Raw genomic sequence first — 19,486 nt, 5'->3', positions numbered from 1 at the left:
CCGGTGGGGGGCCGTAAAGGGCGGCCCCTAGTCACCGGCGACGCCATCGCCTAGCAGCGCGCTTCCGCGCCGCTGAGGGCGCACCGGTGACGACAGGATGACGCATGACCGACGGTTGGCCGAGCGGGGGCAGGGGGACGGGGCCGCTGATGCCCGGTACCGCCGACCGCGCCGCGCGCCGCGCCGAGGAGCGCGCGAAGGACCGCGAGCAGCGCGCGAAGGAGCGGCTTGCCGCCTCCGAACAGCGATCCGAATCCCGCGCAGCCCAGCGTGACCTCCAGTCGCAGGAGCGCGAGCGCGCGCGGGAGACGCGGCGGATCGAGGAAGGACAGCGTATCCAGGCGCGGCTCGATGCACCGCCGACGAACGACGTCGAGGCACTGAAGATCTCCAAGCGGCGCCGCTCCGGCGCGCTCGCCCGCAGCGGTGCGGAGACGAAGACGGAGCGCGACACGCGCAGCTACAAGACGCTTGTCGACACCGCGCGAATCCGCACGCTTGCCGATCGAGGTGCGTCGGTGTCGGGGCTGGCCGGCGCGTTCGGCATCACGGTCGAAGAGGTCGAAGCGGCGTTGCGGGACATGGCCCCGCAGGACTAAAACTTCGTCAGACGGGGTGGTGGTCGCTTGCCAGCCAGGCGCGCGCTGCGTCGATATCGAGGAACGTCCGGCAGTTCGCCGCCTTCAGATAGCGTTCGGTCTGAAGCTTGGCCAGATGCGAGGCGACGACCGCCGCGATCGGCGCGGACGTCACCTTCAACGCCTTGGGCATCATCGCCTCGAGCGCGTCGACCACCTTCAACGGCTGGATCGCCGCCTTGCGCAGATCGGCGAGCACGACGAACCGTCCGTGATACAGGCGCGCCGCGGTGCCGCGCGCGAGCAACTCTGCCGAGAACACCGCGGTCGTCGCGACCGACCAGAATCCTTCGGTAACGATCGTCAGGGTCTTGTTCGGGACGTCGAAGCCGATCGTGTACATGCAGCCCCTTAGCATCCGCGCCTTAACAATCCGCTATCGGCTCGTCTCAATCGGTCCCGGGCAGGTCCACATGGAGTCTGCGAAAGCGCGCCTCGACGAGCGAATAGGCGCCGAACAACGCCAGGCCGAGCCCGGTCAGAGCGAGCAGCCATTTGCCGCCCGGCTGCGATTGGAGCTTCTCCAGCGCATCGGCCACGCCGCCTGCGTCGCTGGCATGCGCGCTCCATGCGGCAAGGCCGAACAACCCGGCGACGATCAGGAACACGATCGCACGCGCGCCGTAGCCGATCCGGCCCATCGTGCAGACATAGCCGGGGGCAGGCGCGTCGCCGCGCAGGTCGTGGATGAAATCGCCGGCCCACGCCTTTTTGGCCTGCTGGAACGCCGCGACCAGCACGCCGATCGCGACCGCACCGACCAGAAGCCGTCCGGCGGGCTGGTCGAGCAGCAACGCGGTCCAGTCGCGCGCGCTCTCGTCGCCGGGCGAGACTGCCGCGTCGCGCGATCCGGTCTTCAGCGCGAGCTTGGCGGCGGTCCAGGCGAGGATCAGATGCGCGATTCCGCTGACGACATGGCCGATCCGCTTGAGGCTGCCCTTGATGTCGCGGCCAATCTGTTCGGGGTTCGCCGCAGCTTCGGTCAGTCGCCACACCGCATAGCCGAGCAATCCGGCCGCGATGATCGCGAGCAGGACCGGCCCGAACGGCCCGTCCGCCATCGATCCGATCGCGCCCTGATTGTCGGCGACCTCGCCACCGTGCCATGCTGCGTCGACCGCGAACCATCCGACGAGGATGTAGACCACGCCGCGTGCGGCAAAGCCGAGTTTGGCGAGCCACGTCGCATTTGCATCCGAGATCATGAGAGCCCCCTTGTTACGCAGGCACAACAGTTCGTCGGGCGGGACGTTCCTGCGGCGCGCGCGATGAGGCGGCGGCGGGGGATTCGGCTTCGAGCGTCGCGCGTGTTCCACGCCCCGATCCTCGCGCGCCTGTAATCCTCCCCCTGGCGGGGGAGGATTTCGGGTTTTTGCGAAGGACAGCGGGCGCGATACCTTGCGTCACCGGCTTGGCCGTCCCTCGCCACCGATGGGGAGGGACGGGGCCCGCCGCATAAACACCGGGGGAGGCGTCAGCGTGAGGTTATTGAACGGGGTTGTCGGGTTCGCGAGTTTCGAGTCGCGCGCCGTCGAGCGTCGCCTCGATCCGGGCGTGCTCGGCTGCGTCCGTCGTCTTTTCCGCCGCCGTTCGGCCAAACAGCTGCCGGTTCTGGTCCGCGCGTGCGGAAGCCTCCGCCCGGGCCCGCTGTTTTCGCGCGCGCCGCAGATTGATTACTTCACCCACGCGCGTACCTCATGCGAGGAAGCGGTCCTTGAGCGCCAGCATCGCCAGCGCCGCGTTCGCCGCGCCGCCGCCCTTGTCGCCTTCGGTCGGCTTTGCCCGCGTGAGCGCCTGCGCCTCGTTTTCGGTGGTCAGGATGCCGTTGCCGATCGCCAGGCCGTCCATCGTCAGCTGCATGATCCCGCGTGCGCTCTCGCCCGCGACGATCTCGAAATGATAGGTCTCGCCGCGGATCACGACGCCGAGCGCGACATAGGCGTCGAACGTTTCGCTCTCGGCCGCCAGCGCGATCGCGCCGGGAACTTCGAGCGCGCCGGGCACGGTGATCGTCTCGTGCGTGTGGCCCGCGGCTTCGATCGCCGCCTTCGCACCCTCGACCAGCAGGTCGTTGAGGTGATCGTAGAACCGCGCTTCGACGATGAGGAGATGGGCCATCAGTTTGAACTCTCTTCGGTATCCAGGGACGCGATCCGCCGTTCGCCGACGATCGACAGGCCATAGCCGTCGAGTCCGACCAGCGTGTGATGCGTGTTCGTGATCAGCACCATGTCGTGCACGCCGAGTTCGGTAAGGATCATCGCGCCGACGCCGTAATCGCGCAGCTCCTCCATATCCGGTGTGATCTCCGCACCGGCCTTTTTCATGACCGCCGAGGTGAAGGTGTTGCTGCGCGGGCGGTTGATGACTACGATCACGCCGGCGCCCTCGTCCGCGATCATCTGCATCGAGCGCGCGAGGATACGGCCGCGATCGCCCGATTCACCGAAGATGTCGGCGAACGGCGACAGCGCATGCATGCGGACGAGCGTCGGCGTGGCGGGGTCGATCCTGCCCTTGACCAGCGCGACCTGCTCGGTGCCCGTTGCCTTGTTCCAGAACGTCAGCGCGGTCCAGTCGCCACCCCATTCGGAGGTGAAGCTGGCCTCGGCGCGCTTCTCGACGAGATGGTCGTAGCGGCGGCGATACGCGATCAGGTCGCGGATCGTGCCGATCTTGACGTTGTGGAACTGCGCGAAGGTGACGAGGTCGTCCATCCGCGCCATCGTGCCGTCCTCGTTCATGATCTCGCAGATCACGCCTGAGGGGTTGAGCCCGGCGAGCCGCGCGACGTCGACCGCCGCCTCGGTATGTCCCGCGCGGATCAGCACGCCGCCGTCGCGCGCGACCAGCGGGAACACGTGGCCTGGGGTGACGATGTCCGGCTTGCCCTTGGTCGCATCGACCGCCACCGCGATGGTGCGCGCGCGATCCGCCGCCGAGATACCCGTGGTGACGCCTTCGAGCGCCTCGATCGACACGGTGAACGCGGTTTCGTGGCGGGTGCCGTTGTTGCGGCTCATCAGCTCGAGCCCGAGTTCCTCGGTGCGGTCCCTGGTCAGCGCGAGGCAGATCAGGCCGCGGCCGAACTTGGCCATGAAATTGATCTTCTCGGGCGTCGCCATTTGCGCGGGGATGACCAGATCGCCCTCGTTCTCGCGGTCCTCGTCATCGACCAGGATGAACATCCGGCCGTTGCGCGCCTCGTCGATGATTTCTTCCGGCGACGACAGATAGCCGTGCTTGAGGCGCGACAGTTCGGCGGTACGGTCAGCGGGCAGAGGCACGGTAATGCTCCATTCGTTGGAGGTAGCGGGCGAGGACGTCGATCTCGATGTTGACCGACTGTTCCACGTGGATCGTTCCGAGCGTCGTGACCGCCCAGGTATGCGGGATGATGTTGAGGCCGAATTCGACCTCTCCATCGACGTCGCGAACGGTGTTGACGGTGAGCGAGACGCCGTCGACCGTCACCGAGCCCTTGGGGGCGATGAACGGCGCAATGTCGGCGCCGGCGCGGATCGTGACGCGGTGCGAGCCGCCGTCCTCGGTCACCGCGACGACGGTGCCGAGACCGTCGACATGCCCTGTGACGATATGCCCGCCGAGCTCGTCGCCGAGCTTCATCGCGCGTTCCAGGTTGAACTTGCGCCCCTGCGTCCACTGATCCGTGGCGGTGCGGCTGATCGTCTCGCCCGAGACGTCGACCGCGAACCAGTTTGGTCCCTTGTCGACGACGGTGAGGCAGACGCCCGAGCACGCGATCGACGCGCCGAGATCGACGGTGGCGGTATCATAGGCGGTCGAGACGACCACGCGCGTTTCGCCGGGCGATTCCACGGTGGTGACGGTGCCGATGTCGGTGACGATTCCGGTAAACATTATCCCTCGTTTCGTTCGCGCTCGTAGACCTCGAGCCGGTCGCTGCCAAGTTGCCGCGCATCGACTGGTGTCCAGCGTTGGTGCGCTTCGGCCAGGTCGGTGAGGCCGATATCGCGGAGTGCGGGGCGGCCGCCGCCGATCAGGATCGGCGCGCGGTAGAGCAGGAGCCGGTCGACCAGATCGGCCGCGAGGAACGCCGACGCTACGGCCGCGCCACCTTCCACGAGGATGTGGTCGACGTTGGGCAGGGTGGCGATGGCGTGCGGCTCGGCGATGACGGTCCAATTCCCAATTTCGTCACCCCAGCGAAGGCTGGGGTCTCCCGGTGGGGTTCGGTCGCTTTCTCCAACGGGGATATTCCAGCTTTCGCTGGAATGACGAAATAGGGTGGCGGATAAAAGTATGCGGTTCGGCGCGCGGTCTTCCAAACCCGGCAATCGCACGTCGAGTCGTGGCGCGTCCGCCTCGTATGTCCCGCGGCCGACGAGAATCGCTTCATGCCGGCTGCGCTCGAGATGCGCATGCGCGCGGGCCTGCGGACCGGTGATCCAGCGGCTCGATCCATCCGCCATCGCGAGACAGCCGTCGAGCGAGGTCGCGAGCTTCAATGTAACATGGGGGCGGCCGAGCGCCTGGCGCGTCAGGAACCCGGCCATCGAACGACGCGCCTCGTTCGGGCGGATGCCGCGCGCGACGGTGATGTCGGCCGCCTCGAGACGGGCAAAGCCCTGGCCGGCGGTTCGTACGTCGGGGTCTTCGAGCGCTGCGACGATGCGTGCCACGCCCGACTCGATCAGCAGGTCGCTGCAAGCGGGGCCGCGTTGCGACTGGTGCGCGCAGGGCTCGAGCGTGACGTACGCCGTAGCGCCGCGCGCCCTCGCGCCCGCCTCGGCCAGCGCCATCGCTTCGGCGTGCGGTCGCCCGCCCGGCTGCGTCCAGCCGCCCCCCACGATCCGACCGTCGGCGACGATCACGCACCCGACATTGGGATTGGGTGCGGTCCGCCCGCGAGACCGCTCGGCCAGCGCCAGCGCGGCGCCCATCCACCGAGCATCCGAAGCGTGAGTCAGATCCCCATCGCCTTCAGCTTGTCGTCCAGCCGCTTGAACGAGGCGCGCTGCGCGTCCTCGCGCGCCTTTTGCTCGGCGAGCGCCTTGGCCTTGATCGGTGCGTCGATCTTCTGCTGCGCGACGATCTGCGCATCGGTGCGATCCGCGGGCCATTGTTCGACATAGATGATCTTCGGGCGGTATTCCTGCTCGACGTACGAGTCCTTCATGAACGCGTAGATCAGGAAGCTGGTGACACCGAGCGCCGCGACGAGAAACACCAGCTCGTACGGGCGGCGTTGGCTGAGGAAGAGCCGCAGGTCGCGATAGGCGACGATCGGCGTGAAACGACTGAAAAAGCCCATGCACGCCAAGATAGGAGCGCGGAGCCGGCTAGGCCAGCCCCGCATGGCGGGAGGGCAACGTGGCCCTCGACCGCCGCGACCATTTGATTACCGCGCCGCCAGTCGCTCCAGCGCCCGCTCGCGCCCGATCAGCGGCAGCAACGCCGCCATGTCCGGCCCATGATCGCGCCCGGTCAGCGCGCGTCGCAGCGGCAGGAACAGCGCCTTGCCCTTGCGCCCCGTCTCGTCCTTCAGCCGCGCGGTCAGCGCGTGCCAGGGATCGCTCGACCAGTCGATCGCCGCAGCCGCCGCCACGGCGCTGTCGAGATATGCGACGTCCGTATCGCTCTCGATCGCGATGGGCCCTTCGATCACGCCCCACCAGTCCGCGGCGTCCGCCAGCGTCACCAGATTGGGCCGCACGGCGTCCCAAGCGGCCGCGCCCATGCCCGCCGGCAACCGCGCGACCACGTCGTCATACGGCAGCGCGTGGAGAATCCGCGCGTTCAGTTGCGCGAGCTCGGCCTCGTCGAAGCGGGCCGGTGCGCGGCCGAACCGGGCAAAGTCGAACCCCGCGATCAGCGGCGCGGCATCGGCGATCGGCTCGACCGGATCGCTGGTGCCGATCCGCGCGAGCAGCGCACGCACCGCTTGCGGTTCGATCCCGACCGCGCGGAAATGATCGACGCCGAGCGAGCCGAGTCGCTTGGACAGCTTGCCCTCCGCCCCCGTCAGCAACGCCTCATGCGCAAACCGCGGCGGCGCGACGCCGAGTGCGGCGAACATCTGCAACTGGAGCGCGGTGTTCGACACATGGTCCTCGCCGCGCACCACATGCGTTACGCCCATCTCGGCATCGTCGATCGCCGATGGCAGCATGTACAGCCACGATCCGTCGGCACGGCGGATCACCGGATCGCTCATCGTCTTCGCCTCGAAATGCGCCGGGCCGCGGATCAGGTCGTCCCAGGCGATCGCCGAGTCGTGATCGAGCTTGAACCGCCAATGCGGCCGCACGCCGTCCGCCTCCAGCCTGGCCCGTGCCGCGTCGTCGAGCGCGAGCGCCGCGCGGTCGTAGATCGGCGGCAACCCGCGCCCGGCCTGGATCTTGCGCTTCAGATCGAGTTCCTGCGTCGTCTCGTACGCGGGATAGACATGCCCGCTCGCGACCAGTGTCGCGAACCGCGCCTCGTACAGCGCGAACCGCGCCGACTGCCGCTCCTCCGCGTCGGGCGTCATCCCGAGCCAGGCGAGATCGGTGCGGATCGCCTCGACGAAGCGCTCCTCGCTGCGCTCGGGGTCGGTATCGTCGATCCGCAGCACGAATTTTCCGCCATTCGCGCGCGCGAACATCCAGTTGTGGAGCGCGGTGCGGATGTTGCCGACATGGAGCCGGCCGGTGGGCGAGGGGGCGAAACGGGTGATCACGGTCATGTGGTTGCTCTAATAGCAGTGCGGCGACGGGCAAACCCTTGCCTGCAACGCTTTCACCGGGCCTTTCACCGGGCGATTCGTGCGCCTAAGGGGTTCGCGTGATCGAGCGGGGAAGATTTTCATGAAACTGATGACCGGCAATTCGAACCTGCCGCTGGCGCAGGAAATCTCCGCCTATCTTGAGATTCCGCTGACCGACGTCAGCGTGCGGCGCTTCGCGGACGAGGAGGTCTTCGTCGAGATCAACGAGAACGTCCGCGGCGAGGACGTGTTCGTGATCCAGTCGACCGGCTATCCGGCCAACGACAACCTCATGGAATTGCTGATCATGATCGACGCGCTCAAGCGTGCGTCGGCGCGGCGCATCACCGCGGTGATCCCGTATATGGGCTATGCGCGGCAGGATCGGAAGCCGGGCCCGCGCACGCCGATCTCGGCCAAGCTGGTCGCCAACCTGATCACCGTGGCGGGCGCGAACCGCGTGCTGTCGGTCGATCTGCATGCCGGCCAGATCCAGGGCTTCTTCGATATCCCGACGGACAATCTCTATGCGGCGCCGGTGATGTCGGCGGACATCCTCGCCCGGTTCAAGGGCAAGAATCTGATGGTCGTGTCGCCCGACGTCGGCGGCGTCGTCCGCGCGCGCGTGCTGGCCAAGCGACTCGACAACGCGCCGCTCGCGATCGTCGACAAGCGCCGCGAGCGCGCGGGCGAGTCGGAGGTGATGAACATCATCGGCGAGGTCGAGGGGCGCTTCTGCATTCTGATCGACGACATCGTCGATTCGGCGGGCACGCTGTGCAACGCGGCGGCGGCGCTGAAGGAAGCCGGCGCGGAGGACGTCGTCGCCTATGTCACGCACGGCGTCCTGTCGGGCGGTGCGGTGGCGCGCGTCGAGGGATCCGAGCTGCGCGAATTGGTGATCACCGATTCGATCGGCAATCACGAGGTCATCAAGGGCGCACACGGCAAGATCCGCCATCTGCAGATCGCGCCGTTGCTCGGCGAGGCGATCAAGCGGATCGCGGACGAGACGAGCGTTTCGAGCCTGTTCGACTGAGACCGTGATTCTGCCGCGACGGCGGGGACCTGTTATGGGCTCCCGCCGATGCGGGAGAACGTACGCGGGGCCTACCGCTGCGACAGGGCCACGATGTGGTCGAATACTGCGGGATGCAGCGGTTTTGCGAACGCACAGCCGTATTTGAACTTGTCGCGCCACGCGACGACCGCCTCGAGCGCCGCCAATCCGGGCAGCGTGAGCCACACCACCGTTCCCGGCCACAATGTAAAGCTCGTCTCTGCGCGAAAGCCCGAGAGCGAGAGGTCGGTCACCTCGATCTCGAATCGCGTCTGGCCCCGATCGCGCAGATGCGCACGCATCTTCACGGCCTTGCGTAGCGCCTGGCGAAGTTCCTCGCCCTTCGGTTCGGCGGGAGGGATGGGGACGGGCTGTGTCATGTCCGGAACATTGCTCCCTAAGTGGTTACTAATCTCCAAACGCCCTACGATTCGCTGGCTTGAGGAGTGGCTGCGCGCGCCAGGACCGGCGCGCGCATACCCATGCGGGATCGCCGCGTGAGTTTGGCTCTCAGGTCTTCCGGTTTGGGGGCGACAAGAAAGCCGAAGCTGACATGGCCGTCCTCGGGCTCGACGTCGTGAAACCCGAAATAGATCATGCCGTAGGTGGCGACTCCTGTGCCGATCCAGGCGAAGCCCGGCCACCAGTCGAGGTGCATCCCACCCAGCACCAGCACGAACGACGGCACTGCGAAGATCGCGGCGTACAGATCGTTCAATTCCCCGTTGCCCGGCTGCGCGCGGTGATGGCTCTCGTGCAGGCGCCAGCCGAAGCCATGCATGATCCGGCTTTGCGCGGCATACGCCAATACCGCCATGCCGACCACGGAAGCGACAAACAGGAAGATGCCAAGTGAAATCGCCATTCTCCTTTGATAGGGATCGGCAGGCCGCACGGCAAAAGGCGAATCCTTCTCGTCATACCAGGGAGAAGGCCCCAAAAACCGATGCAATTCAAGTTTATTGCGACCGCGACGCAAGTGCAAATGCCTTAAGGGTGGATTTGCGCCCCGCCCTGTGCTTTACGCCGACCCAATTCCCGAGTTTCCTAAAAATTGCGTGGAGCCTTCCCGATGAACATCCATGAATATCAGGCCAAGGAACTGCTGGCCAAGTTCGGCGTCCCCGTCCCCGCCGGTTTCGCGGCGCTGACCGTCGAGGAGGCCGTCGAGGCCTCGAAGAAGCTCCCCGGACCGCTCTACGTCGTCAAGGCGCAGATCCACGCCGGCGGCCGCGGCAAGGGCAAGTTCGTCGAGCTCGGCCCCGATGCCAAGGGCGGCGTCCGCCTCGCCAAGACCGAGGACGAGGTTCGCGCAGCCGCGACCGACATGCTCGGCAACACGCTCGTCACGATCCAGACGGGTGACGCGGGCAAGCAGGTCAACCGCCTGTACGTCACCGACGGCGTCGACATCGACAAGGAATTCTACCTCGCGCTGACGCTCAACCGCACCACCGGCCGGGTGATGATGGTGGCCTCGACCGAAGGCGGCATGGACATCGAAGCGGTCGCGCACGACACGCCCGAGAAGATCCAGTCGATCGACATCGACCAGGCGACCGGTTTCATGCCGCATCACGGCCGCGCTGTTGCTGCAGCGCTCGAGCTGACCGGCGATCTCGCCAAGCAGGCCGCGAACACCGCATCGAAGCTGTATGACGCGTTCATCGGCACCGATGCCGAGCAGATCGAGATCAACCCGCTCGCGGTCACCAACGACGGCAAGCTGATGGTGCTCGACGCGAAGGTCGCGTTCGACGGCAACGCGCTGTTCCGCCACAAGGACCTGCTCCAGCTTCGTGACGAGACCGAGGAAGATCCCGCCGAGCTCGAAGCATCGAAGTACGACCTCGCCTATATCAAGCTCGACGGCGACATCGGTTGCATGGTCAACGGCGCCGGCCTCGCGATGGCGACGATGGACATCATCAAGCTGAACGGCATGTTCCCGGCCAACTTCCTCGACGTCGGCGGCGGCGCCAACAAGGAGAAGGTGACGGCCGCGTTCAAGATCATCCTTGCGGATCCCAACGTGAAGGGCATCCTGGTCAACATCTTCGGCGGCATCATGAAGTGCGACATCATCGCCGACGGCATCGTCGCGGCGGCGAAGGAAGTGAACCTCTCGGTCCCGCTGGTCGTCCGTCTCGAGGGTACGAACGTCGAGAAGGGCAAGGAAATCCTGGCCAATTCGGGTCTCGCGATCGTCCCGGCGAACGACCTTGGTGACGCCGCCAAGAAGATCGTCGCGGAAGTGCAGAAGGTCGCGGCGTAACCGTCGCCCACTGCATACTGATCTTGCGAAAAACGGGGCTCGGACGGAAACGTCCGGGCCCTTTTCGTTGGTCTCGATCGCCAGCTTCACGATCCTCCCCCGCCAGGGGGAGGTGGCACCGAGGGTGACGGAGGGGGCGGACGCGGAGCAAAGGTTTTGCTTACCTCCCCCTCCGTCTGGCAAGTGCCAGCCACCTCCCCCTGGCGGGGGAGGATTCGGCGAATCCACGACCGGTCTGCCGGGCACACCGTCGTGACGCTACGGCACAGCGATGTTTCCATACCGGACTTGCGAAAAGCCCTCGAAATCGCCATCTGTCCGCCCAACGCCCCCTGGGTAACAGGCGGACGAAACGAACTTATTCACCTTGGAAGGAACCCCGATGAAGGTGCTGGTGCCGGTCAAGCGCGTGCTTGACTACAATGTGAAGCCCAGAGTGAAAGCGGACGGGACGGGCGTCGATCTGGCGAACGTCAAGATGAGCATGAACCCGTTCGACGAGATCGCGGTCGAGGAGGCGATTCGCCTCAAGGACAAAGGCGTGACCGAGATCGTCGTCGTCTCGATCGGTGAGCAGAAGTCGCAGGAAACGCTCCGCACCGCGCTCGCGATGGGCGCCGACCGTGCGATCCTCGTCGTGAGCGAGACCAAGGTCGAGCCGCTCGGCGTCGCCAAGATCCTCGCCAAGATCGTCGAGGAGGAAAAGCCCGACATGGTCATCCTCGGCAAGCAGGCGATCGACGATGACAACAACCAGACCGGGCAGATGCTCGCCGGGATCCTGAACTGGGGCCAGGGCACGTTCGCGTCGAAGGTCGAGATCGCCGACGGCTCGGTCCATGTGACGCGTGAAGTCGATGGCGGCGCGGAGACGGATACGCTGAAGCTCCCCGCGATCATCACCACCGATCTTCGCCTCAACGAGCCGCGCTATGCGTCGCTGCCGAACATCATGAAGGCCAAGTCGAAGCCGATGGCGCAGAAGACGCCCGCCGATTTCGGTGTCGACGTGACGCCGCGCCTGACCACGCTGAAGGTGGTCGAGCCTGCCAAGCGCTCGGCCGGGATCAAGGTCGCCGATGTCGACGCGCTGGTCGGCAAGCTCAAGGAAATGGGAGTCGCCAAGTGAAGACGCTCGTCTGGGTCGAACATGACGGTCAGGCCGTCAAGGATGCCTCGCTTTCTGCCGTGACTGCGGCTAGCCAGCTCGGTGAAGTCCATCTGCTGGTCGCAGGCCAGGGCGTCGACGGCGTCGCCGCCGAGGCCGCCAAGATCGCCGGCGTCGGCAAGGTGCACGTCGCCGACGACGCCGCGTTCGCGCATGCGCTCGCCGAGAACGTCGCGCCGCTGATCGTCGAGCTGATGGCCACGCACGATGCGTTCGTCGCGCCGTCGACCACGCACGGCAAGAACATCGCGCCGCGCGTCGCCGCCTTGCTCGACGTCATGCAGATCAGCGACATCCTGTCGGTCGAGAGCGCGGACACGTTCACGCGTCCGATCTACGCCGGCAACGCGATCGCAACCGTACAGTCGTCGGATGCGAAGAAGGTCATAACCGTCCGCGGCACGGCCTTCGCCAAGGCGGCGACCGAGGGTGGTTCGGGCGAGATCGAGGCGGTCGCGTCGACCGGCGACAAGGGGCTGTCGACCTTCGCCAGCGCCGAGATCGCCAAGAACGAGCGTCCCGAGCTGACCAGCGCGAAGATCATCGTTTCGGGTGGCCGTGCGCTGGCGTCGAGCGAGCAGTTCCACGCGACGATCGATCCGCTCGCGGACAAGCTCGGTGCCGGCGTCGGTGCCTCGCGCGCCGCGGTCGACGCGGGCTATGCCCCGAACGACTATCAGGTCGGCCAGACCGGCAAGATCGTCGCACCGGAAGTGTATTTCGCGGTCGGCATCTCGGGTGCGATCCAGCATCTCGCGGGCATGAAGGACTCGAAGGTCATCATCGCGATCAACAAGGACGAGGACGCGCCGATCTTCCAGGTCGCGGACATCGGCCTGGTCGGCGATCTGTTCAAGATCGTGCCGGAGCTGACGGAGAAACTGTAAGCCCAAGCGAGGCGTGCAGCGCAGCAGCACGCCGCTGCGAACCAGCGAAGCGCAGGTTCGCACGCGACAAGCCGGCCGGCGGCGCGATAGCGCCGACCGACGACGCGGGATTTACTCCCGCGGCGCGCGCCAAGAACGGGCGGTGTGACTTAGGTCGCACCGCCCGTTCTCGTATGGAGTAAGCGCGAGGGGTCGCAGATGCGAACCATCCGGCAATTTAGCAAACCAGCACCTCCCTACACCCTCCCCCCGGCGCAGGCCGGGGTCCAAGTGGGAAACGGCATTGATGCGCGTGGCGCGTCATCACCAAAGCCTCACCAATTGGGCCCCGGCCTCCGCCGGGGGGGGGGGCTTGAGATTGACGGCCCCCTCGAAAAACTAGGCGGCTCAGTCGGAGTTTACTCGGCGCCTGTGGGTGGGGTGAAGAGCCACCCTCTTCGTAGCCAACGCTGCCCCCACCCCGTTGCCGCCCGCCGCGCCCCTCCCCAATTAGCCGGGATGTACGGCGTCCACCCGAGCCCGCGCGATCGCCTGATATCCGCGGGCGGTGCCGCGATCCTGTGTGGCGTCATTGGCTACGCGCTGATCCTCGGTCTCGGCGTGCGCATGCCCGTCGCCATCCCCGATGCGCTGAAGACGTTCGCAATTGGCCCCGCATCGCCCCCGCCGCCGCCTGAAACGATCATCCCCCGTCCGGCGAAACGCCATCGTCCCGAAGGCGCCGCGGCGCCCGCCAAGCTGCGCGCCAAAGCGACCGACATCGTCGTGCCCGAGCCGATCGTGCCGCCCCCCGTTTCACAGCCGCCGGTCATCGTCACGCTGAAGCCCGGCCCCGGCAGCGAGGCCACCACCGGGGCCGCGCCGATCCCAGGCTCCGGAACCGGCGCGGGTGGCGAGGGCGACGGCAAGGGCAGCGGCGGCTCCGGAGATGGCGACGGCGGCGCCGAGACCCCGCCAAAGCTGCTCAACGGCCGCTTCAAGACAAAGGATTTTCGCGCTGCCGAGGCCGTAATCGGCGCGGGCGGGACGGTCGGCGTGCGCTACAGCGTCGAGACCGACGGCAGCGTCACGCACTGCGGGATCATGCGATCGAGCGGCAATGCGGTACTCGATGCGACCACCTGCCGCCTGATCGAGCTGCGCTTTCGCTATCGCCCCTGGCGCGACGCGGCGGGGCGGCCGGTCCGGTCGACCGTCGTCCGCAACCAGTCATGGGTCAACCAGCGCGGACCGCCCTCGCGCGGCGACAGATCGAACCCTCTATCGCCCGAGCCGTCCCCCGCTCAGGATCCGCGCAGCGGTCGGTAAAACCGTCATCAACGCGCGTCCCAGACCGATCGTAACGGCAAGCACCAGCACCGGCTGGACCAGCAGATACGCCGGATACAGCCCCGCGCCGAGCGCGCCGGTCATCAGCCCGATCACCGGCCCGAACAGCCACAACAGCACGAGATGATCGCAAAAGGCGAGAAATCCGTAACGCTCGATGCCCCGCAAGCCGTCTGCGACGCGGCTCCCCGCCAACGCCCATGCCACACGCCAGAACAGCACTGCGGACGCCAGCCGGAACACAATGTCGAACGCCGCCATCGCGTGTGGATGCGCGTCGAAGAAGACGTTTCCCAGCAACGCCGTCCAGAGCCGCGGCGCGATCAGCACGACGAACGGCAACGCGCACAGCGCGACCGGCCACCGCGCCACCGCCTCAGCCACGCCGAAGCGCCGCGCGGCGATCCCCGCGGTAAAGAACAGCAGGATCTGCGGCCGCAACAGCAGCGGCACGTGCACCCCGGACACGCTCCACACAGCGGCCGCGATCGCAACCACCGCCAGCCATGGACTCGACGCACGCACCAGAACCGGCGCGATCATCATCGCGACGAACAGATCGCGCAGGAACGGCATCTGCACGTTGATGTCGTTGGCATGGACCAGCGGCACGAGCTCGTTGAGCGTCCAGCCGATGCTCGACGGCGTCGGCGCCTTCAGGTTTCCGACCGTCGCTGCGGCACCGACCAGCAGGATCGCGATCGCGTTCCACAGCAACATCGGCAGCAGGATCGTCCGCGCCTTGCCACGCAGGAACGCGCCATAAGGCCGGCGCATCGCGGTCGAGACGACCAGCCAGCCCGAGATCATGCCGAGCAGCGGCACGGCGTTGCGCCCGAACATCTCGCCCAGCACGGTGCGCAAGATTGCCTGTCCGCTGAACGCGACCGTCGCCAGCTCCTCCGCGCTGCGCCCGGTCCAGGCGTGGACATAGACGATTCCCATGATCCCGATCAGCCGCGCGATCGCGATCGCGGTGGAAAGCCGGCTCTCCGCGCCGCGTGCCGGTTCGGCGGTTCCCGTGTTCAAGTGCGCCCCTCCGCCTGCGTGCTGCGTGCGCCTTACCCGGCTTGTCGCGCGCGAACACTGAGTTCAGGATGGAGCGGACGTTACGGGGGACAAAGACATGATCGCCGCTTTCCTGCTGATGGCTGCGCAGGCGGGGCCCGACGCGGTCCTATCCCGCCGAGTTGAGCGCGTGCTGGAGCGGAGCCCGGTCATCGACGGGCATAACGACCTAGCCTGGGAGATTCGGGAGCTGCACGACGCGAAGGTCGAGGCGGTGAATCTGGCGGCCGACACCACGCAGCTGCCCAATCCGCTCCAGACCGACATCTCGCGTCTGCGTAAGGGCCATGTCGGCGGCCAGTTCTGGTCGGTCTACATCCCCGCCGACGCGCCGCGCGCGGTCGAGATGACGCTGGAGGAGATCGATATCGTCCGCCGCTTCGTCGCGGCGAACCCGGCGACGTTCGAACTGGCGACCACCGCCGCCGACATCCGCCGGATCGAGAAGGCTGGGCGGATCGCCTCGCTGATCGGGGTCGAGGGCGGGCACCAGATCGACGGGCGGCTTTCCGTGTTACGCCAATACCGCGCGCTCGGCGTCGCCTATATGACGCTGACGCATGGCAAGAGCCTGAACTGGGCGGACAGCGCGACCGACGCACCGCGCGCCAACGGGCTCAGCGATTTCGGGCGGCAGGTGATCCCTGAGATGAACCGGATCGGGATGATCGTCGACGTCAGCCACGTGTCGGACGCGACGATGGTCGCTGCGCTCGCCGCGACCCGGGCGCCGGTGATCGCCTCGCACTCCAGCGCGCGCGCGATCGCCGACGCGCCGCGCAACATCCCCGACGATCTGCTCCGCGCGATCGGGGCGAACGGGGGCGTGGTGATGGTGAACTTCTACCCATCGTTCCTGTCGAGTGCGTGGCGGGGCTGGGACGGCGCGCGGACCGCCTATGCCAAGAGCATCGGCGTGCCGGCGGGGGTGTACGGCGCCAAATCGCCCGCGCCGCTCGTCGCGTGGGACGCCGCGCATCCCGAACCGCAGGTCACCGTCGCTACGGTCGCTGATCATGTCGAGCATATCGCGCGACTCGCCGGCCACGACCATGTCGGGATCGGGGGCGACTTCGATGGCATCCAGGGGACCGGGCCGATCGGGCTGAAGGGCGTCGACGGCTATCCGCTGCTGTTCGCCGAACTCGCGCGGCGCGGGTGGAGCGATGGCGATCTGGCGAAGCTGTCGGGGGGCAACGTCCTGCGCGTGATGGAGGCGGTGGAAGGCGTTGCGAAGGCGATGGCGGGGCTTCCGCCCGTCGATGCGATCGACGTGGCATCGCGATAGGGTCTTGGCCGGCCGTCACGTACGCTGCAACCGTGACAGCCAAACCCCGTCGCCCCAGCGAAAAGCTGGGGTATCCTTCCGTATCAGGTGACGCGTGCCAAACGGGGATATCCCAGCGTTCGCTGGGATGACGGTGGGAGGGCGTCAGGGATCCGGCATCCGCTGCGGCACCGCCGGTTCCACCACCAGCGGCGGCACCGTGCGCAGCACCAGCCCGATCACCAGCGCCGCCACGCCGAGCACCAGGCAGAACGCGGTCACCCCCGGCCAGCCGGCATGCGTCCATGCGAAGCCGCCGGCCGACCCCAGCACGCTCGACCCCATGTAGTAGAAGAACAGGTAGAACGCGGCCGCCTGCCCGCGCGCACCTTGCGCGCGGCGGCCGACCCACGCGCTGGCGATCGAATGCGCACCGAAAAAGCCGATCGTCACCACCGCGATCCCCGCGATCACCGGCGCCAGCGGAGTCATCGCGGTCAGCGCGACGCCAATGATCAGCAGCACCACCGGGATCCAGAAGATCGTCCGCCGCCCGCGCCGCCCGGCGAGCGTGCCGAACTTCGCCGAGCTGACCGATCCCAGCACATAGAGCAGGAATACCGCCCCGACCGCCGCCTGGCTGAGGCCGTACGGCGCGCGCATCAACCGGAAGCCGGCATAATTGTAGATCGTCACGAACACGCCCATCAGCAGGAACGCCTCGAGATACAGCAACGGCATCGCGCGGTCGGTAAACAGCGATGCGGCGCTGCGCAGCAACGCCCCCGGCCGCCCCACGCTCGGCGTGAAATTGCGCGAGGGCGGCGCGAGCCGCCGGAACGCCTCCGCCATCGCGAGCCCGGCGATCCCCACCGCCGCGAGCGCCCAGCGCCAGCCTTCGAGATCGGCGACGACGCTGACGACCAGCCGCCCGGCCATCCCGCCAAGCGCACTGCCGGCGATGTACAGTCCCATCGCCGCGCCGACCGCGCCCGCATCGACCTCCTCCGCGACATAGGCCATTGCCACCGCGGGCACGCCCGCCAGCGCGACGCCGGTCAGGAAACGCAGCACGAGCAACCCGCTCCACCCCGGCACGACCGCCGCCGCCACGGTCAGCGCGCCCGCCGCGAACATCGCCGCGATCATCAGCGGCCGCCGGCCGACGCGGTCCGACACGAACCCCGCGAACAGGATCCCGATCGCCAACGGCCCGGTCGCGAGCGAGACCGCCAGCGAGGCGGCCTCCGCGGTCAGGCCATATTGCGCGGCGAACAGCGGCAGCAACGGCTGCACCGAATAGAGCAGCGAGAAGGTCGAAAAGCCTGCGAACAGCATCGCCAGCGTCAGCCGGCGGTACGCGGGAGTACCCAGCGCAATCGGCGTCTCAGAAGCCACTCAGGAAACTCGCGACGTTGTGCCCCAGCGCGTCGACCGCATAGCCGCCCTCCATGACGATGACGCTCGGCCAGCCACGGGCCGCGATATCGGCGGCGAGCACGGCATAGTCGGGCGTCGTCAGCGCGAAATGCGAGATCGGGTCGCCCTCCCACGTATCCGCGCCGAAGCTGACGACCAGCAGGCCCGGATCGAAGGCGGCGAACGCGTCGAGCGCGGTGCTCTGCGCGGCGCGAAAGGCCTCGATCCGCGTGCCGTGCGGCAAGGGCAGGTTGAGCGTCGTGCCGAGCCCTTCGCCCTCGCCGGTCTCGTCGGCATGGCCCCAGTAGAAGGGATAGTCGGTCGTCGGATCGGCGTGGACCGAGGCGTAGAACACGTCGCCCCTGCGCGCGAAGATGTCCTGCGTGCCGTTGCCGTGATGATAATCGATGTCGAGGATCGCGACGCGCGCGACCCCGGCGTCGCGCGCAGCCTGCGCGGCGATCGCTGCGGTGTTGAGATGGCAGTATCCGCCGCAATAATCGGCACCCGCATGATGGCCGGGCGGGCGGCACAGCGCGAACGCGGCGCGCTCGCCGTCGAGCACCGCGTGCGTCGCGGCGAGCGCGGACTGCGCGCTGCCGTACGAGGCGGCCCAGGCCTCGGGGGTGATCGGCGTGGTGGCATCGAAGCTGTGTGCGCCGATCAGCGCGTCGATCCGCGTGAGATCGAGCGGACGGCGGCCGCGAACCGGGAACGCATAGGGGATCGCATCGCCCTCGCGCCCTGCGTCGCGCCACAGCCGCGCGGCTTCCTTCAGGAACGCGGCATAAGCGGGCGTATGCACCGCCAGGATGGGTGCCTCGCCGCGATCCTCCGGCGCCTCGACCGGGCCGATCGCGCGCAGGATCGCATCGACGCGCGCGGGCGTCTCCGCATAGGCGGTGAACGCGCCGTTGTGCAGTTCACGCGCTGGCGCATGGGTCCGCTGGGCGTCGTCGAAGAACAGCCGCATGTTTGCTCCTTGGTGCGCGGTCACGAGGGAAGAACCAACCGATCGCGCTGTGGGTCCTACCGGGTCCCGCGCGTTCCACCAATTCGACGGCCTAGAACAGCGCCAGCTGCCGATCGTCCACGCCGTTCAGGAGCCAGCGACCGATCACGTCGTGCCGCATCTGGCCGACCCGGCTGTGGACGAGCACGAACGCGTCCGCGGTCCAGCCGATCGGCGCAATGTCGTGCGTGAACGGCGCGCCGTCGCGGTAGCCGAGCGTCATCCGCGGACTGAACCGATGGCCTGCGCGCGCCGACAGCCCCGCCGCCTCGCGCGCCACCGCGATCCGCTGCCGCAGTGCGTTGAGCGAGGCGTTCGGGCGGCGCGAACACAGCGCGACGGATCGCTCTGTCCCGACCGCGATATCGAACTGGAGCGCGAACGGCGCGGCCTCGACCGCATCGCCGATCGCCTTCAGATCGCGCTCGAGCGCGGTCGACACGCGGTCATGGTCGTCGAGGATATCGATCACGACGTGCAGATGGTCGGGGCGCCGCTTCTGCCCCCCGGTCTCGAACCACGACGCCGCCTCGGTGATCTGGCGCGCGAGCGGTAGTGGCGGGCGGATCGCGAAGAACAGGCTGTGACGGCCGATCGGTCGATGAAACATGGCCACTTTTCGGGTCGGGTTGT

At 67.5% G+C, this 19,486-nt stretch carries 22 protein-coding genes; 7 read left to right on the top strand and 15 right to left on the bottom strand.

Features of this window, described 5'->3' with window-relative positions:
• Positions 1-104 precede the first annotated feature (104 nt).
• Positions 105-599, top strand: coding sequence for a hypothetical protein (locus ASF00_RS04825; protein WP_055874800.1), 495 nt, complete (start codon positions 105-107; stop codon positions 597-599).
• A gap of 7 nt (positions 600-606) precedes the next feature.
• Here ASF00_RS04825 and ASF00_RS04820 read toward each other — a convergent pair whose 3' ends face one another.
• The 9 genes from ASF00_RS04820 to gltX all read right to left on the bottom strand — a co-directional run bounded on the left by ASF00_RS04820 (position 607) and on the right by gltX (position 7,347).
• A complete protein-coding gene (locus ASF00_RS04820) occupies positions 607-981 on the bottom strand; it encodes a hypothetical protein (protein ID WP_055874796.1) in 375 nt (124 codons plus the stop codon).
• A 46-nt stretch (positions 982-1,027) separates the two neighbouring features.
• Positions 1,028-1,843, bottom strand: coding sequence for a DUF1206 domain-containing protein (locus tag ASF00_RS04815; RefSeq protein ID WP_055874794.1), 816 nt, complete (start codon positions 1,841-1,843; stop codon positions 1,028-1,030).
• A 280-nt stretch (positions 1,844-2,123) separates the two neighbouring features.
• Positions 2,124-2,324, bottom strand: a complete 201-nt coding sequence (locus ASF00_RS04810; protein ID WP_055874790.1) for a DUF4169 family protein — start codon at positions 2,322-2,324, stop codon at positions 2,124-2,126.
• A 9-nt stretch (positions 2,325-2,333) separates the two neighbouring features.
• A complete protein-coding gene (gene ribH / locus ASF00_RS04805; protein ID WP_055874788.1) occupies positions 2,334-2,756 on the bottom strand; it encodes a 6,7-dimethyl-8-ribityllumazine synthase in 423 nt (140 codons plus the stop codon).
• Positions 2,756-3,925: a 3,4-dihydroxy-2-butanone-4-phosphate synthase gene (gene ribB / locus ASF00_RS04800; protein WP_443024378.1), complete on the bottom strand. Its 1,170-nt coding sequence runs from the start codon at positions 3,923-3,925 to the stop codon at positions 2,756-2,758. Before ribB ends, ribH begins: the two co-directional genes overlap by 1 nt.
• Complete coding sequence (locus tag ASF00_RS04795) at positions 3,909-4,520, bottom strand: riboflavin synthase (RefSeq protein ID WP_055874785.1); 612 nt, start codon at positions 4,518-4,520, stop codon at positions 3,909-3,911. The genes ribB and ASF00_RS04795 overlap by 17 nt, the downstream gene beginning before the upstream one ends.
• A complete protein-coding gene (gene ribD, locus ASF00_RS04790) occupies positions 4,520-5,563 on the bottom strand; it encodes a bifunctional diaminohydroxyphosphoribosylaminopyrimidine deaminase/5-amino-6-(5-phosphoribosylamino)uracil reductase RibD (protein WP_055874782.1) in 1,044 nt (347 codons plus the stop codon). The genes ASF00_RS04795 and ribD overlap by 1 nt, the downstream gene beginning before the upstream one ends.
• A gap of 23 nt (positions 5,564-5,586) precedes the next feature.
• The gene (locus ASF00_RS04785; protein WP_055874779.1) at positions 5,587-5,934 is read right to left on the bottom strand and encodes a hypothetical protein; all 348 of its coding nucleotides are present in this window, start codon (positions 5,932-5,934) and stop codon (positions 5,587-5,589) included.
• Positions 5,935-6,021: 87 nt separating this feature from the next.
• Positions 6,022-7,347, bottom strand: coding sequence for a glutamate--tRNA ligase (gene gltX / locus ASF00_RS04780; RefSeq protein WP_055874776.1), 1,326 nt, complete (start codon positions 7,345-7,347; stop codon positions 6,022-6,024).
• Between the two features lie 121 nt (positions 7,348-7,468).
• Between gltX and ASF00_RS04775 the strand changes: the two genes are divergently transcribed.
• On the top strand, positions 7,469-8,407 hold the full coding sequence (locus ASF00_RS04775; protein WP_055874773.1) for a ribose-phosphate pyrophosphokinase: 939 nt from the start codon (positions 7,469-7,471) through the stop codon (positions 8,405-8,407).
• 71 nt (positions 8,408-8,478) lie between these two features.
• On the opposite strand, the gene ASF00_RS04770 is transcribed toward ASF00_RS04775, so the two are convergent.
• Positions 8,479-8,808, bottom strand: a complete 330-nt coding sequence (locus tag ASF00_RS04770; protein WP_055874768.1) for a PilZ domain-containing protein — start codon at positions 8,806-8,808, stop codon at positions 8,479-8,481.
• Positions 8,809-8,852: 44 nt separating this feature from the next.
• Positions 8,853-9,293 (bottom strand): hypothetical protein, encoded by a 441-nt coding sequence (locus tag ASF00_RS04765; protein WP_055874765.1) that lies wholly within the window; start codon positions 9,291-9,293, stop codon positions 8,853-8,855.
• A gap of 207 nt (positions 9,294-9,500) precedes the next feature.
• On the opposite strand from ASF00_RS04765, the gene sucC reads away from it, so the two are divergent.
• The 4 genes from sucC (at position 9,501) to ASF00_RS19135 (ending at position 14,066) form a co-directional block, all read left to right on the top strand.
• Positions 9,501-10,703, top strand: coding sequence for an ADP-forming succinate--CoA ligase subunit beta (gene sucC / locus ASF00_RS04760; RefSeq protein WP_055874762.1), 1,203 nt, complete (start codon positions 9,501-9,503; stop codon positions 10,701-10,703).
• Positions 10,704-11,085: 382 nt separating this feature from the next.
• On the top strand, positions 11,086-11,832 hold the full coding sequence (locus tag ASF00_RS04755; protein ID WP_055874757.1) for an electron transfer flavoprotein subunit beta/FixA family protein: 747 nt from the start codon (positions 11,086-11,088) through the stop codon (positions 11,830-11,832).
• Positions 11,829-12,758: an electron transfer flavoprotein subunit alpha/FixB family protein gene (locus ASF00_RS04750; RefSeq protein WP_055874754.1), complete on the top strand. Its 930-nt coding sequence runs from the start codon at positions 11,829-11,831 to the stop codon at positions 12,756-12,758. The genes ASF00_RS04755 and ASF00_RS04750 overlap by 4 nt, the downstream gene beginning before the upstream one ends.
• 498 nt (positions 12,759-13,256) lie before the next feature.
• Complete coding sequence (locus ASF00_RS19135; protein WP_055874751.1) at positions 13,257-14,066, top strand: energy transducer TonB; 810 nt, start codon at positions 13,257-13,259, stop codon at positions 14,064-14,066.
• Here ASF00_RS19135 and ASF00_RS04740 read toward each other — a convergent pair.
• Positions 14,019-15,116 (bottom strand): acyltransferase family protein, encoded by a 1,098-nt coding sequence (locus ASF00_RS04740; RefSeq protein WP_055874748.1) that lies wholly within the window; start codon positions 15,114-15,116, stop codon positions 14,019-14,021. The genes ASF00_RS19135 and ASF00_RS04740 overlap by 48 nt on opposite strands.
• A gap of 97 nt (positions 15,117-15,213) precedes the next feature.
• Between ASF00_RS04740 and ASF00_RS04735 the strand changes: the two genes are divergently transcribed.
• Positions 15,214-16,443, top strand: coding sequence for a dipeptidase (locus tag ASF00_RS04735; RefSeq protein ID WP_055874745.1), 1,230 nt, complete (start codon positions 15,214-15,216; stop codon positions 16,441-16,443).
• Positions 16,444-16,587: 144 nt separating this feature from the next.
• Here ASF00_RS04735 and ASF00_RS04730 read toward each other — a convergent pair whose 3' ends face one another.
• The 3 genes from ASF00_RS04730 to ASF00_RS04720 form a co-directional block, all read right to left on the bottom strand.
• Positions 16,588-17,820 carry an MFS transporter gene (locus ASF00_RS04730; protein ID WP_055874742.1) on the bottom strand — a complete coding sequence of 411 codons (1,233 nt, stop codon included), beginning with the start codon at positions 17,818-17,820 and terminating at the stop codon, positions 16,588-16,590.
• The gene (locus ASF00_RS04725) at positions 17,810-18,814 is read right to left on the bottom strand and encodes a histone deacetylase family protein (RefSeq protein WP_055874739.1); all 1,005 of its coding nucleotides are present in this window, start codon (positions 18,812-18,814) and stop codon (positions 17,810-17,812) included. Before ASF00_RS04725 ends, ASF00_RS04730 begins: the two co-directional genes overlap by 11 nt.
• A gap of 91 nt (positions 18,815-18,905) precedes the next feature.
• Positions 18,906-19,463, bottom strand: coding sequence for a 2'-5' RNA ligase family protein (locus ASF00_RS04720; RefSeq protein ID WP_055874736.1), 558 nt, complete (start codon positions 19,461-19,463; stop codon positions 18,906-18,908).
• Positions 19,464-19,486: the final 23 nt, after the last annotated feature.

The sequence above is a fragment of the Sphingomonas sp. Leaf34 genome (genome assembly GCF_001421805.1).
GTDB lineage: Bacteria > Pseudomonadota > Alphaproteobacteria > Sphingomonadales > Sphingomonadaceae > Sphingomonas.
This window is presented reverse-complemented; position numbering and strand designations above follow the sequence as displayed.